At 64.1% G+C, this 14,424-nt stretch carries 15 protein-coding genes; 6 read left to right on the forward strand and 9 right to left on the reverse strand.

Going from position 1 to position 14,424, the window contains the following annotated elements:
* Positions 1–47 precede the first annotated feature (47 nt).
* The 5 genes from FNL56_RS12940 (at position 48) to FNL56_RS12960 (ending at position 6,694) form a co-directional block, all read left to right on the forward strand.
* Entirely contained in the window at positions 48–1,949 is a 1,902-nt protein-coding gene (locus tag FNL56_RS12940; RefSeq protein WP_143573128.1) for a potassium transporter Kup, read from the forward strand.
* Between the two features lie 109 nt (positions 1,950–2,058).
* On the forward strand, positions 2,059–3,993 hold the full coding sequence (locus tag FNL56_RS12945) for a potassium transporter Kup (protein WP_143573129.1): 1,935 nt from the start codon (positions 2,059–2,061) through the stop codon (positions 3,991–3,993).
* 111 nt (positions 3,994–4,104) lie between these two features.
* Entirely contained in the window at positions 4,105–4,431 is a 327-nt protein-coding gene (locus FNL56_RS12950) for a rhodanese-like domain-containing protein (RefSeq protein WP_441351285.1), read from the forward strand.
* A gap of 8 nt (positions 4,432–4,439) precedes the next feature.
* Positions 4,440–5,594: an aminotransferase gene (locus FNL56_RS12955; protein WP_143573131.1), complete on the forward strand. Its 1,155-nt coding sequence runs from the start codon at positions 4,440–4,442 to the stop codon at positions 5,592–5,594.
* 8 nt (positions 5,595–5,602) lie between these two features.
* A complete protein-coding gene (locus tag FNL56_RS12960) occupies positions 5,603–6,694 on the forward strand; it encodes a polyamine ABC transporter substrate-binding protein (protein ID WP_143573132.1) in 1,092 nt (363 codons plus the stop codon).
* A gap of 51 nt (positions 6,695–6,745) precedes the next feature.
* On the opposite strand, the gene FNL56_RS12965 is transcribed toward FNL56_RS12960, so the two are convergent.
* The 7 genes from FNL56_RS12965 to FNL56_RS12995 form a co-directional block, all read right to left on the reverse strand.
* The gene (locus FNL56_RS12965; protein WP_143573133.1) at positions 6,746–7,678 is read right to left on the reverse strand and encodes a lipid A biosynthesis lauroyl acyltransferase; all 933 of its coding nucleotides are present in this window, start codon (positions 7,676–7,678) and stop codon (positions 6,746–6,748) included.
* On the reverse strand, positions 7,678–8,700 hold the full coding sequence (locus FNL56_RS12970) for a zinc-binding dehydrogenase (protein ID WP_143573134.1): 1,023 nt from the start codon (positions 8,698–8,700) through the stop codon (positions 7,678–7,680). Before FNL56_RS12970 ends, FNL56_RS12965 begins: the two co-directional genes overlap by 1 nt.
* Before the next feature lie 88 nt (positions 8,701–8,788).
* Positions 8,789–10,069 carry a beta-ketoacyl-ACP synthase gene (locus tag FNL56_RS12975; RefSeq protein WP_143573135.1) on the reverse strand — a complete coding sequence of 427 codons (1,281 nt, stop codon included), beginning with the start codon at positions 10,067–10,069 and terminating at the stop codon, positions 8,789–8,791.
* A 30-nt stretch (positions 10,070–10,099) separates the two neighbouring features.
* Positions 10,100–11,308 carry a beta-ketoacyl-ACP synthase gene (locus FNL56_RS12980; RefSeq protein WP_143573136.1) on the reverse strand — a complete coding sequence of 403 codons (1,209 nt, stop codon included), beginning with the start codon at positions 11,306–11,308 and terminating at the stop codon, positions 10,100–10,102.
* Complete coding sequence (locus FNL56_RS12985; protein ID WP_143573137.1) at positions 11,301–11,810, reverse strand: 3-hydroxyacyl-ACP dehydratase FabZ family protein; 510 nt, start codon at positions 11,808–11,810, stop codon at positions 11,301–11,303. Before FNL56_RS12985 ends, FNL56_RS12980 begins: the two co-directional genes overlap by 8 nt.
* A gap of 7 nt (positions 11,811–11,817) precedes the next feature.
* Positions 11,818–12,099, reverse strand: coding sequence for an acyl carrier protein (locus FNL56_RS12990; RefSeq protein WP_143573138.1), 282 nt, complete (start codon positions 12,097–12,099; stop codon positions 11,818–11,820).
* Positions 12,100–12,276: 177 nt separating this feature from the next.
* Positions 12,277–12,597: a hypothetical protein gene (locus FNL56_RS12995; protein ID WP_143573139.1), complete on the reverse strand. Its 321-nt coding sequence runs from the start codon at positions 12,595–12,597 to the stop codon at positions 12,277–12,279.
* A gap of 103 nt (positions 12,598–12,700) precedes the next feature.
* On the opposite strand from FNL56_RS12995, the gene FNL56_RS13000 reads away from it, so the two are divergent.
* Complete coding sequence (locus FNL56_RS13000) at positions 12,701–13,324, forward strand: ParB-like protein (RefSeq protein WP_143573140.1); 624 nt, start codon at positions 12,701–12,703, stop codon at positions 13,322–13,324.
* Here FNL56_RS13000 and FNL56_RS13005 read toward each other — a convergent pair.
* On the reverse strand, positions 13,285–13,791 hold the full coding sequence (locus FNL56_RS13005; RefSeq protein WP_143573141.1) for an MgtC/SapB family protein: 507 nt from the start codon (positions 13,789–13,791) through the stop codon (positions 13,285–13,287). The genes FNL56_RS13000 and FNL56_RS13005 overlap by 40 nt on opposite strands.
* A gap of 23 nt (positions 13,792–13,814) precedes the next feature.
* Positions 13,815–14,387 carry a peroxidase-related enzyme gene (locus FNL56_RS13010; RefSeq protein ID WP_143573142.1) on the reverse strand — a complete coding sequence of 191 codons (573 nt, stop codon included), beginning with the start codon at positions 14,385–14,387 and terminating at the stop codon, positions 13,815–13,817.
* Positions 14,388–14,424 lie beyond the last annotated feature (37 nt).

A 14,424-nucleotide genomic window follows, 5' to 3' on the forward strand; every position in this document is an offset into this window, starting at 1 on the left:
GCACGCCATAGCCGGGACCAATATTACCCTAGGGTGTTTGAACCAGCATGGCCGCCACCGAAACATCAGGCGAGGTCGCCCCTGAAGCGCCGGCCCACACCGGCTTCTGGTCGCTGACGGTCGGCAGCATCGGCGTCGTCTTTGGCGACATCGGAACCTCGCCGCTCTATGCGTTCCGCGAGGCCGTGCATGGAGCGACCCACGGCGCCCCGGTCACGCCGGTGATCGTGCTCGGCGTGCTGTCGCTGATCCTTTGGGCGCTGTTCATCGTCGTCACCCTCAAATACGTGCTGTTCCTGCTGCGCGCCGACAACAATGGCGAGGGCGGAACGCTGTCGCTGATGGCGCTGGGGCAGCGCGCGCTGGGGCGACGAAGCTGGCTGCTGCTGGCGCTCGGCGTGGTCGGCGCCTCGATGTTCATCGGCGATTCCATGATTACGCCGGCGATCTCGGTACTGTCGGCAGTCGAGGGCCTCAAGCTGAAGGCGCCGGCGCTCGAGCCCTACGTCGTGCCGATCACCATCGCGATCCTGGTCGTCCTGTTCTCGGTGCAGCGCGTGGGAACCGCGAAGGTTGCCAAGGCCTTCGGGCCGGTGATGATCCTCTGGTTCGTGGCGTTGGCGGTGATGGGCGCTTTGCACATTTCCGATGATCCGACCGTGCTGTATGCGATCAATCCGTATTACGCCGTGCAGTTCATGATGAGCCACGGCACCATCGGGTTGGTGACGCTGGGTGCGGTGTTCCTCGCGGTCACCGGCGGCGAGGCGCTGTACGCGGATCTTGGCCATTTTGGCCGCCGGCCGATCCAGTATGGCTGGTTCTTCTTCGTGCTGCCGGCGCTGCTGATCAATTATTTCGGGCAAGGCGCTCTGGTGCTGTCGAATCCGGCCGCGATCGAGAATCCGTTCTATCGGATGGCGCCGGAATCGATGCTGCTGCCGCTGATCGTGCTGGCCACGGCCGCCACCGTCATCGCCAGCCAGGCCGTCATCACCGGCGCCTATTCGCTGGTGCGCCAGGCGGTGCAACTCGGGCTGCTGCCGCGCTTCGAGGTGCGCTTCACGTCCGAGACCCATGCCGGGCAGATCTATCTGCCGCGCGTCAACCGCCTGCTGCTGATGGGCGTCATCCTCTTGGTGCTGCTGTTCAAGTCGTCGAGCGGTCTGGCCTCCGCCTACGGCATCGCCGTGTCCACCACGATGGTCGCCGACGGGATCATGGGCTTCGTGGTGATCTGGAAGCTGTGGAACTGGAAGGCCGCCACCGCGGCGGCCGTGATCGCCCCGCTGGTATTCGTCGACCTCGCCTTCCTGAGCGCCAATTTGCTCAAACTACTGGAAGGCGCCTGGGTGCCGCTGCTGTTCGGCGTATTGATGGCGATGGTGATCTGGACCTGGCGCCGCGGCGCCGCCATCCTTGTCGCCAAGACGCGGCGCATCGAGGTGCCGCTGCGCGACCTGATCAAGAGCCTGGAGAAACGCCCGCCGCACATCGTCAAGGGCACCGCGGTATTCCTGACCTCCGATCCGGAATTCGTGCCGACCGCGATGCTGCATAACCTCAAGCACAACAAGGTGCTGCACGAGCACAACGTGATCCTGACCATCGAGACGGCGCAGACGCCGCGGGTCGATCCGTCCGAGCGGGTCAAGATGGAGAATGTCAGCGATAAGTTCTCCACCGTGCGGCTGCGCTTCGGCTTCATGGAATCGCCGAACGTTCCCAAGGCGCTGGTAATCGCGCGAAAACTCGGCTGGCAGTTCGACATCATGGCGACGTCGTTCTTCGTGTCCCGGCGCTCGCTGAAGCCGTCGGCGCAATCCGGCATGCCGCTCTGGCAGGACCACCTGTTCATCGCGCTGAGCCGCTCGGCCAACGACGCCACCGATTATTTCCAGATCCCGACCGGCCGGGTGGTCGAGGTCGGCACCCAGGTGACGATCTAGCGTTCGACATTTCGCGTGGCCGAGACCCGAAAATACGCTATACGCCGTGCTACGCGCAGGCCTCTAAGCGGCCTCGCTTAGCGTTGCCGCAGCCCTGATCGAGGCCACCATGACCAGCGAGAATGCAGTCCCCGCCGCGGAAACGCCGGTGGCAGCCGAACATGGCGGCGCGCATTCCACCGAAGGCTTCAAGTCCCTGATGCTGGGCAGCATCGGCGTCGTCTATGGCGACATCGGAACCAGCCCGCTGTACGCGCTCCGCGAGGCGCTGGTCGCCGCCGGCGGTCACACGGCTGGTGGCATCAGCAACGAGGCCGTGCTCGGCGTGCTGTCGCTGATCCTGTGGGCGCTGGTGATCGTGGTGACGCTGAAATACGTGCTGATCCTGCTGCGCGCCGACAATCATGGCGAAGGCGGCACGCTGGCGCTGATGGCGCTGGCGCAGCGCGCCGTGGGGAAGGGCGGCGGGGCCTCGGTCATCGTGCTGCTCGGCATCATCAGCGGCGCACTTTTCTATGGCGACGCCGTGATCACGCCGGCACTGTCGGTGCTGTCGGCGATCGAAGGCATCAAGCTCGTGACGTCGGCCTTCGATGCCTATGTCGTGCCGATCACCATCGTCATTTTGATCGCGCTGTTTGCCGTCCAGTCGCGCGGCACGGCGCGGGTGGCGGCGTTCTTCGGTCCGATCATGTGCGTCTGGTTCACGGTGATCGCCGTCGCGGCGATCCCGCCGATCGTGAAACACCCGGAGGTGCTGTACGCGCTCAATCCCGTGCATGCGGTCAACTTCATGCTGCATCACGGCATCATCGGCTTCGTCACGCTGGGCGCGGTGTTCCTCGCGGTCACCGGTGCGGAGGCGCTGTATGCCGACCTCGGCCATTTCGGCAAGCGGCCGATCCAAACCGCGTGGCTGTACATCGTGCTGCCGTCGCTGGCGATCAACTATCTCGGCCAGGGCGCGCTGGTGATCGGCGATCCCACCGCGCTGGAGAACCCGTTCTTTCTGATGTATCCCGACTGGGCGCTGATCCCGATGGTCGCGCTGGCGACGGCGGCTACCGTGATCGCCAGCCAGGCGGTCATTACCGGCGCCTATTCGCTGACCCGGCAGGCGATCCAGCTCGGCCTGCTGCCGCGCTTCGAGATCCGGCACACCTCGGAATCGCATTCCGGCCAGATCTATATTCCGCGCATCAACATGCTGCTGCTGGTCGCCGTGGTGCTGCTGGTGCTGCTGTTCAAATCGTCGAGCGCGCTGGCCTCGGCCTATGGCATCTCGGTGACCGGCACGATGGTCGTCACCGCGATGATGGGGTTCGTCGTGATCTGGCGGGTGTGGAAGTGGAAGCCCTGGGCCGCCGCCCTGCTGATCGTGCCGTTCCTGCTGCTCGATCTCACCTTCTTTGCTGCCAATTTGCTGAAAGTGTTCGACGGCGGCTGGGTGCCGCTGCTGCTCGGCGGCATCGTCATCCTGCTGATGTATACGTGGCGGCGAGGCAGCCGGCTGCTGTTCGAGAAGTCACGCAAGCTGGAATTCCCGCTGAAGGACCTGGTTGCGATGATGGAGAAGCGGCCGCCGCAGCGCGTGCCGGGCACCGCGGTGTTCCTGACCAGCGATCCGGAATCCGCGCCGACCGCGTTGATGCACAGTCTGAAGCACTACAAGGTGTTGCACGAGAAGAACGTCATTCTCACCATCGAGACCGCGTCCACGCCGCGCATCGATCCCGCCGACCGGGTCCGGCTGGAAGAGATCAGCGCCACCTTCAGCAAGGTGACGCTGCGGTTCGGCTTCATGGAATCCCCGAACGTGCCGAAGGCGCTGGCTATCGCGCGAAAACTCGGCTGGCAGTTCGACATCATGTCGACGTCGTTCTTCCTGTCGCGCCGTGCGCTGAAGCCGGCAACCCATTCCGGCATGCCGCGCTGGCAGGACCTTTTGTTCATCTCGCTCAGCCGCACCGCCAACGATGCCACCGATTACTTCCAGATCCCGACGGGCAGGGTGGTCGAAGTCGGCACCCAGGTGACGATTTAACGAACCCCGGACGCTTGATTTTCGTCCCGCAAGAGGCGACGTTGGCGCCGAACGGACGGGTAGTCCGACTGCAAAATACGCTCCGGAATGTCGGGGCGTCAGGAGGTTTTGGTGGCCGAACATCATCGCGTGACGAATCTGGCGCCCGAAGACGTCGCTGAGGGTATCAAGGACGGCCGCTATCTGCTGGTCGATGTCCGCGAGCCCAACGAAGTCGAGGCCGAGGCCTATCCGGACGCCGTCGTGGTGCCGCTGTCGGGCTTCGACAGTGCCGATCTGCCCGATCCCCAGGGCAAGCAGATCGTGTTCGCCTGCCGCTCCGGCAAGCGCTCGGTGACCGCCTCGCTCGCCGCGCAGGTCAATGGCTTGCCCTACGACAAGCACCTCGCCGGCGGCATGCTCGGCTGGAAAGCGGCCGGCCTGCCGACCAAGGCCTGATCCCTGCGATGAACCCGATCTTTGCGAACCTGCCGGTCACGGTGTTCGAGGCGATGTCGCAGCTCGCGCGCGACAACGATGCCATCAATCTCGGTCAGGGCTTTCCGGATGATCCGGGCCCGCTGGACATCCGCCAGGCGGCGGCCGATGCCGTGCTCAACGGCTACAACCAGTACCCTTCGATGATGGGCCTGCCGGAGCTGCGGCAGGCGATCGCCACGCATTACGGGCATTGGCACGGCCTCGACCTCGATCCGATGGCCGAGGTGATGGTGACCTCCGGCGGTACCGAAGCTTTGACCACGGCGATCCTCGCGACGGTCGAGCCGGGCGACGAAGTGGTGTGTTTCCAGCCGGTCTATGATTCCTATCTGCCGGTGATCCGCCAGGCCGGCGGCATCCCCCGGCTGGTCAGCCTGAAGCCGCCGCACTGGCGCCTGACCGAGGAAGATCTGCGCGCGGTCTTCAATCACAAGACCAAGGCGGTGCTGTTCAACAACCCGCTCAACCCCGCGGCCGTCGTCTATCCGCGCGAGGATCTCGAACTGCTGGCGAAATTCTGCCAGGAGTTCGACACCATCGCAATCTGCGACGAGGTCTGGGAGCACGTCGTGTTCGAGGGCTTCCAGCACATTCCGCTGATGTCGATTCCCGGCATGCGCGACCGCACCATCAAGATCGGCTCGGCCGGCAAGATATTTTCGCTGACCGGCTGGAAGATCGGTTTCGTCTGCGCCGCCCCGCCTTTGCTGCGCGTCTGCGCCAAGGTGCACCAGTTTCTGACCTTCACTACCGCTCCGAACCTGCAGACGGCTGTTGCCTATGGGCTCGGCAAGCCCGATGCGTTCTTCAAGGAGATGCAAACCGGGCTGGCGCGCAGCCGCGACCGGCTCGCCGCCGGTCTGCAGCAGATCGGCTTTCCGGTGATCCAGTCGCAGGGCACGTATTTTCTCACCGTCGATCTCTCGCCGCTCGGGCTCAACGAGACCGACGAGGCGTTCTGCAAGCGCATCGTGCATGACTACAAGGTCGCAGCGATTCCGGTCTCGGCGTTCTATGAGGAAGACAAGGTGAGCTCGGTGGTGCGGTTCTGCTTCGCCAAGAAGGACTCGACGCTCGACACCGCGCTGGAGCGCCTGCACGACGCGGTGCATCGCCGTTAGGAGAGACCATGCTCGTCCGCATCATCGCCGCCTGTGCCGTTTCGGTCGCGCTGTCGGTGCCCGCACAGGCGCAGGAGCGGGTGGTCAATTTCTACAACTGGTCGAACTACATGGCGCCGGGAGTCCTCGAGGACTTCACCAGGGAGACCGGCATCAAGGTGGTCTACGACACCTTCGATGCCAACGAGACGCTGGAGACGCGGCTCCTGGCCGGCAAGTCGGGCTATGACGTCGTGGTGCCGACCGCCTATTTCCTGCAGCGTCAGATCGCAGCCAAGATCTTTCAGAAGCTCGACAGATCGAAACTGCCGAACCTCGCCAACGCTTGGGACGCCGTCACCGGCCGGCTGAACACCTATGATCCCGGCAACCAGTTCGCCGCCAATTACATGTGGGGTACCACCGGCATCGGCTATAACGTCAAGGCGGCCCGGCGAATTCTCGGCGCCGATGCCAAGGTCGACAGCTGGGACATCGTGTTCAAACCGGAGAACCTGGCGAAGTTCAAGGAGTGCGGCGTTCACATGCTGGACTCGGCCGACGACATTCTGCCGGCGGCGCTGAACTGGCTCGGCATCGACCCCAACTCAACGAAACAGCCCGATCTCGACAAGGCTGCCGAAACCGTCGGCCGTGTCCGCTCGTCGGTACGAAAATTTCACTCCTCCGAATATCTCAGCGCGCTGGCGACCGGCGAGATCTGCCTCGTGGTTGGCTGGTCCGGCGATATCATCCAGGCCCGCGCGCGGGCGGATGAAACGAAAAACGGCGTCGAGATCGGCTATGCCGTGCCGAAAGAGGGGGCGCAGATGTTCTTCGACAATCTGGCGATCCCGGCAGACGCGCCGCATGTCGCTGAAGCCCATGCGCTGATCAACTATCTGTACCGGCCGGACGTGGCGGCGAAGAATTCCAACTATCTCGGTTATGCCAACGGCAATCTGGCGAGCCAGAAGCAGGTCGATCCGAAGATCTTGAACGACAAGACGATCTATCCGGACGACGCGATGCTGCAGAAGCTGTTCATCATCACGGCGCGCGATCCCGCCACCCAGCGGGTGATCAACCGGTTATGGACGCGGGTGAAGACGGGGCGGTAGCGCATCGGGCGCCTATCTTCACCTCTCCCCAACGGGGAGAGGTGAAGAAAGCTACCGCCATCTCCGATGCAGCCACAGCCACTGGTCGGGATATTCGCGGATCCAGCCTTCCAGAACGCTGGTCACCGCCTGCATGGTGCCCTGCACATCGACCTTGCCGTCGGCTGTACGCACCGGCTTGACCTCTTCGGACAATTCGGCGCGAAAACGGTGGTTGGGCAGGCGGATGATACGGACGCCGTGGATCGGGCAGTCGACCTGGCGCAAGAGGCGCGCCAGCATCGGATTGGCGTTGGTCTTGCGGCCGAAGAAATCGACCTGGACGCCGTTCCGGAACCACTGGTCGATCAGCATCGCGACGTGCTGGCCGTCGGAAAGCGCATGCGCCAGCTTGACCGGGGCGTCGTGGCTGGCTGCAACCATCGTGCCCATATTCACGGCGCGGATGCGCTCTATGGTGCGGTTGACGGCCTCGATGTTCGGGCGGCGATACAGCACCGTCGCCTCCAACCCGTGGGCGACCGCGGCAAGCGCCGGCAATTCCCAATTGCCGAGATGGGCTGCGAAGATCAGCGCGGGCTTGCCGTCGAGGCGGAGCTGCGCGAACAGCTCGTGGGTGCGCTCCGGGATTTCGATGCGGCTCAGTTCGGGATGCGCGGGATCGTGCTCCCAGACGTGATCGAGATGCGCGAATTCGGCCGCGAAGCGGCCCATGTTGCCCCACACGCCGGCGAGAATCGTCTCGATTTCTTCGGGCGATTTTTCCGGAAAGGCCGCGGTGAGGTTGGCGCGGCCGATCTTGTCCTCGCGGAATAGCGGACCGATCTTCTGCGTGATTTTCGCGAACAGCTCGGCGGTCTTGATCGGGTCGAAATAGCGCGTGGTGCGGAGCAGGGCGATCGTCAGCGCGCCGACGACCGCTTCGCCCGCCGGCTTTATGGCGTTCCGAATGATTGCACGGGCGCGGAGGAACAGCCGCAGCATCAGAAGTGGACGATGATCTTGCCGAACACCTGGCGGCTTTCCATCCGCTTCAGCGCGGGCTCGACGTCCTCCATCGATACTTCGGTGTCGATCACCGGCAACATGCCGTCAGACATCTTTTCCAGGCTCTCCGCGATGTTCTTCATCGTCGCGCCGAACGAGCCGAAGATGCGGTACTGCTGCTGGAACAGTTGCATCAGGTTGATGGTCGTGGTCGGACCCGAGGTCGAGCCGCAGGTGACGAGACGTCCGCCGCGCTTCATCACCAGCAGCGAGCCGTTGAAGGTGTCGGCACCGACGTGTTCGAACACGACGTCGACGCCCTTCTTCTTGGTGATTTTTCGCGTTTCGCCCTCGAAGCGATCCTTGCGGTAGTTGATCACATAGTCGGCGCCGAGCGCCTTGACGCCCTCGATCTTGGAGTCGTCGCCGACCGTGGTGATGACGGTGCAGCCGATCTTCTTGGCCATCATGATCGCAACCGTGCCGATGCCGGAGCCGCCGGCATGCACCAGAATGGTCTCGCCCGGCTGCAGCTTGGCATTGTCGAACAGCATGTGTTGCACGGTCGAGAATGCGATCGGCGCGCAGGCCGCATCGCGCAGGCTGACATTGTCGGGTACCGGGATCACCAGCCGCGCCGGCATGTTCATCAGCTCACGCGAAAAGCCGTCGAGATGAAAGCCGTAGAGACCGCCGACGTTCTCGCAGAAATTGTCGCGACCCTCGACGCATGGCTTGCAGACGCCGCAGGTCTTGGCGCCGTACATCACGACCTTCTGGCCGGGCTTGAAGTTGGTCACGCCTTCGCCGACCGCGACGATCTCGCCGGAGGCTTCGGCGCCGACCGCGAGCGGCAGCTTGCGCTTGGCGAAGGCCATGCCGCGAAAGCCCCAGACGTCGATGTGATTCAGCGCTACCGCCTTGACGCGGATCTGCACTTCGCCGGCCTCGGGCGGCGGCGGGGCAGGCTGATCGACGACGACGAGTTCACGATCGGCAACGAGATTGAGCGCACGCATGACCTGCGTCTCCGACAATAAGGAATTTCAGATGGTTGCGTATCGCCGGTTCACGCTAGGGCGTCAACCGGAGGCAGTCGCGCGAAGCCTAAATCGGCTCGCGCGTCACGATCAAAGAGGCGTTCTGGCCGCCGAAGCCGAACGAGTTCGACATCACAGCGGTGACTTTCGCGTCGCGGGCGGTATTCGGGACCACGTCGAATGGAATCGCGGGATCGGGAACATCGTAATTGATGGTCGGCGGGATCCGCTGGTGCTCCAGCGTCAGCAGCGAGAATACCGCCTCGACCGCGCCGGCGGCTGACAGCGTGTGTCCCACCATCGACTTGTTGGAGGACACCGGAATCTGCTTGGCGCGTTCGCCGAACACGGTGGAAATGCCGAGATACTCCATCTTGTCGTTTTCCGGCGTGCCGGTGCCATGCGCGTTGATGTAGTCGATCTGGTCGGAGACCAGACCCGCATCGAACAGCGCATTGTTGACGCAGCCGACGATCGGCTTGCCATCGGGGCTCGAGCGCGTGCGGTGGAAGCTATCGGAGAGTTCGCCGCAGCCGGCGACGATGCCGAGGATCTTGGCGCCGCGCGCTGTGGCGGCTTCCAGGCTCTCCAGCACCAGGGCGCCGGCGCCTTCGGCCATCACGAAGCCGTCGCGGTTCTTGGCGAACGGCCGCACCGCGGCCTGCGGCGGGTCGTTATGGGTGGAGAGCGCGGACAGCAGCGAGAAGCGGATCAGTGCTTCCGGATTGACCGAGCCGTCGGTGGCAACGCACAGCGCGGCATCGGCGTCGCCGCGGCGGATCGCCTCGACGCCGAGCTGGATCGCGGTGGTGCCGGAGGCACACGCGGTCGACAGCGAGATCGGCGAGCCCTTGGTGCCGAACGTCTCGGCGATATGATCGGCGACCGAGCCGAACATGAAGCGGCGATGGAAATCCTTGAACTGGCCGCCGGAGGCGACGCGCAGCAGCGCGTCGTAGTCAATCGCGGTGTTGGCGCCGGTGGCGCGCGCCACGGCCTGGCGCTGTGGCCATTCGACCTCGACGGGAGCGACGGCGAGAAACAGCGGGCCGGGAAAGTCGCCCTTGCTGCCGATATTGGCCTGCGCGATGGCTTCTTCCGTCGCGAGATCGCCGAGCTTTTCCGACAGATCCGTGGAGGAGAACGGATCGACCGGCACGAAATCGACGGTGCCGGCCATCGTGGTCTTCAGGCCTTCGGTCGGAAACCGCGTGATGGTGCGGATGCCGGACTCGCCGGCTGTCAGCTTCTTCCAGTTGTCGTCCTTGCCGGCGCCGAGCGAGGTGACGACGCCCATGCCGGTGACGACGACGATCGGTCGGCCGAATTTATCGCGCGTGGCTGTCATGTGTCTTCCCCGTCGGCCGTGTCTTAGGCGTCAATCGATCGCTTCGACCAGCGCCATGCCTTCGCCGCGCCAATGGCCGGCGCCGATCACCACAATCTGGGTGGGCTTCTTCGTCATTTCAATCTCGACGCCCGTCGAATCGTTCGGCGGATACAGCGCACCGCGCGAGATCGCCAGCGCGGCGAGCCCGAGGCCGAGCGGAAACTGCGTCTCCAGCGTATGGCCGAACATCGTGCCGGTGGCGCGCACCGCGACGTCGCGATGCTCGTTCAGGAACGCGCGCTCTTCCGAGGTCGCAGGCTCTGCGCCGGTCGCGCCGGTGATGATCGCGACATCACTCTTCAGTGAGCCGAGCTTGGACCACAGCTTCTCCAGCGACGCCGTGACTTCGCCCGGCGTCTTGCGGCGGACCTGGTCGGCGACGACGCTCTTCAGACGCGCCAGCGGCTTGGCGCCGCGCGCTTCGGCATGCGCCCGGGATTCGATCACGACGAAGGCGCCGGCCGAGCCGAGCGCAAAGCCCGAGGCCTGTTCGCGCGCCCACACCGTCTCGAACCTGTTCTTCAGGTTGAAGTCGTCGAATTCGTACAGCAGCAGCAGGTCCTTGCGCTCGCCATTATGCGCCGCACCGATCAAGGCGACGTCGCTCTGTCCGGCGGCAATCCGCGCCAGCGCGATACGCGCGGCGTCGACGCCGGCGGCTTCCTCGCCCATGAAGGTGCGCGACGATCCGGTGACGCCATGAACGATCGAGATGTTGCCGGCGAGCAGGTTGGACAGCTGCGCCAGGAACAGCGTCGGCCGCAAATCGTTCATCAGCCGTTCGTTGAGCAGGCCGGGCGGCGTCGCGCCGTGGCCCTCGGAATTCAGGATGCCGGAATCGACGGCCAGATCGCGCTCGCCGCCACCGGCCGCGACGATCATGTCCATCTTCGACAGGATGTCCTTGTTGCCCTTCAGGCCGGCCGATTCCAGTGCCAGGCCGGCGGCGTAAGTACCGATGCGCTGCCAGGCTTCCATCTGCCGCTGATCGCCCTTCTTGGGGATCTGCGAGTCGTAGGAAAGCGGCGCCAGCGGGTGCACGATGTAGGGCGCGAAATTCGTCTCATCGATGTTGATGCGCTTGTTGTTGAGCGCATCCCAATGGGCGTCCGGGCCTTCGCCGAGCGAGGTCGCAAGACCAATGCCGGTGATCCAGGCTTCCACCGGTTCGGATACTGCGTGTCTCGTTTCAGCCATGCTGCGTTCCTTCGGCGGTTCCTTCGGCTGTTCCTTGGGCGATCGCCTCGGTCGGAAAGCCGATCCGCTTGGCCATGATATCCATGTGCCCGCGCAAATCCGGATGCGGGAACGGCACGATGCGGAACGTCAGCGTGGCATTGCAGGCGAGTTTGCCGGCCGCCTTGATCTTCACGTCGGTGCGGGCAAAGCCGGAGCCGTCATGCGCCAGCGTGGCGTCGATCGTCAGCACTTCTCCGGGGGTGATGAAGGTCCGCATCTTGGCCTCCTGCACCGCCGCCAGAAACGGCATCCGTTCGAACTTGTTCAAGGCGATCAGCAGCCAGCCCGAAGTCTGCGCCATCGCCTCGATCAGCAACACGCCAGGCATCAGGGGATAGCCGGGAAAATGACCCTCAAAGATCGTGCTCTTGTGGGGCACGATCGCTTCAACGGTGATCCGGCGCTCACCGACATCGAGATCGGTGATGCGGTCAATCAGGTGAAAATATTCGAGGTTCATGTGGGCGTTACGCGCCCTTGGCCGCGACCAGTTCGTCGATGCGGGCGCTGAGGTTCTTGAGGACGAAATACTGTTCGGTGGTCGCCTTGCCGTCGTTGACCTCCTGGGTCCATTTTTCCAGCGGCAGCTTGATGCCGAACGCCTTGTCGATGGCGAAGGCGATATCGAGGAAGTCCAGGCTGTCGATGCCCAGATCGTCGATCGCATGGCTCTCCGGCGTGATCGTGTCGCGGGGAATGTCGCAGGTTTCCGCGATGATTGTAGCGACCTGATCGAATGTGGTGGACATCATTAAGCCTTTGATCGATTGAAGAAAAATTAAGAACGGCATGACAAAAGGGGGGCTTGGCCCCGAAACACCCCGCCTGCCGTAAGGAGTCGTTTGCCCGTATAACGGAGGCAGCTCGTCAGTTCAATGGGTGGTGAGCGCCTACCCACCGGCCAGATCCGGCAATGCCCGGGGGGTTCAGCCCTGCGGTGCCACGATCCGGCTGCAGTCGCGGCGGCCCATCAGCACGCAATCCTGGGTCTTGCGCAGGTCGGCGATGTTGATCGCCAGCCAGATGCCGATGCCGATCAGGACCGCCGTGAATGCGAAGGCCGCGGCGTTGGCGAGCATGCGGTGACCGAAGTCGTCGCCCTCGTCGCGGGGCTGCTCAAAGCGAGAAAGATCTTCGGCGGCGGTAACGCTGGCATTGTTTTGCAGCGTCGCCGAGTTGCGCGGCACATATTTCAGCACGCGGTGTTCGCCATCGTCCGGGTTGATGATCGGCTGCTGGGTCTTCATGGTCGCGGTCCGCGAGATGTGATTTGTAATTTTAGCACGTTCGCGGTGGGTCGGTTTCGTTAACTCCGCATGGCCGAGATGCGGCAATCGAGGGAATACAGACATGCCAACCCGCGAACCCACGGTACAGCCCATTCCGATCCTGTCGCTGCGCCCGACGCAGATGACCGTGGGCATGCGCGAGGTCAAGGAGAAGCGCAAGCACTGGCGCGAGCACCGGTCGAAGCGCAAGCAGGCGGAGGCCCTGGGGTCGCACATGATTCCGGTCGTGCTCGGGCCGGATCATCACCATTACATCATCGATCACCATCACCTTGCCCGCGCGCTGCATGACGAGGACGTGAAGGACATTCTGGTCAGCGTGGTCGCCGATCTGACGATGGTCGACAAGGAGGCGTTCTGGGGCGTGCTCGACAATCGCCGCTGGGTCTACCCCTATGACGCCCGCGGCGTGCGGCATCATTTCAACGACATCCCGAAATCGATCGCCAAGCTGAAGGACGACCCGTTTCGCAGCCTCGCCGGCGAATTGCGCCGCGCCGGTGGCTACGCCAAGGACGTCACGCCGTTCAGCGAATTCCTGTGGGCCGACCTGTTGCGCCGCCGGCTGTCGCGCAAGGACGTCGAGGCCGATTTCGAGAAGGCCATGGAAAAGGCGCTGGCGCTCGCCAGGAGCCGGGACGCGACCTATCTGCCGGGCTGGTGCGGTCCGGAAGCGGAGGACTGAGGTTCGTCCGCGGGCAGGTCGTGGTCCGGCTGGCCGCCGAGCAGGCGGTGTAGCCGGCGCTCGACCGGACCGCCGATCAGCAGCACGACGAAGGCGATGGCCAATGCCACCGTAACGATGCGCCATTGGCCGGCGCCGCAGACGATGCCGATACAGGCCGTCAGCCAGACGCAAGCCGCGCTGGTCAGGCCGCGAACGCGAACATGCTTTTCGGCATGGAAGATCACCCCGGCGCCGAGAAAGCCGATGCCGGTGAGAATGCCCTGGATGACGCGGCTGCCGGCATCCGAGAAACCGCCGTCCCGCAGCGGATCGGCCAGCACCATCACCATCGCGGCAGCGATGCTGACCAGCGACAGCGTGCGTACGCCGACCGGCTTGCCGTGCAGGTCGCGGTTGAGCCCGAGCGCGCCGCCCGCCAGCGCGGCGATGCCGAGCCGCAACAGGATTTCCGACCAGTCGAGCATGTCGCTATCCCTGTGCGCCGCCGTTATTTCGGCAGCCGGCCCATCATGTAGAATTCTGCGTTCGGCTTCATGCCGGTGACGTTGGCCATCCGGTTCGACAGCGCGAAGAACGCGGCAATGGCGGTGATGTCCCAGATGTCGTCATCGCTGAAGCCTTGGCCGGCGACCTCGGCGAAATCCGATTCACCGATGGTTTCAGCAGAGCGGCTGACCTTCATGGCGAAGTCCAGCATTGCGCGCTGCCGCGGCGTGATGTCGGCCCGGCGATAGTTGATCGCGATCTGATCGGCGATCTCCGGATTCTTGGCGCGGATCCGCAGGATCGCGCCGTGTGCCACCACGCAGTAATGGCACTGGTTGGCGGCGGAGGTCGCGACCACGATCATCTCGCGCTCGGCCTTGGTCAGCCCGCCATCCTTGTCCATCAGCGCGTCGTGATAGGCGAAGAAGGCGCGGAATTCATCCGGCCGCCCGGCCAGCGACAGGAATACGTTGGGCACGAAGCCGGACTTTTCCTGCACCGCCAGAATCCGCGTGCGGATATCGTCGGGCAGGGTGTCGATCGCAGGCACGGGAAAACGATTGGGCTGGGTCATCGGGAGATCCGTCGGGCGCGTGATGCGCGGGGCGGAC

It is taken from the genome of Tardiphaga sp. vice304 (assembly GCF_007018905.1).
Lineage (GTDB): Bacteria > Pseudomonadota > Alphaproteobacteria > Rhizobiales > Xanthobacteraceae > Tardiphaga.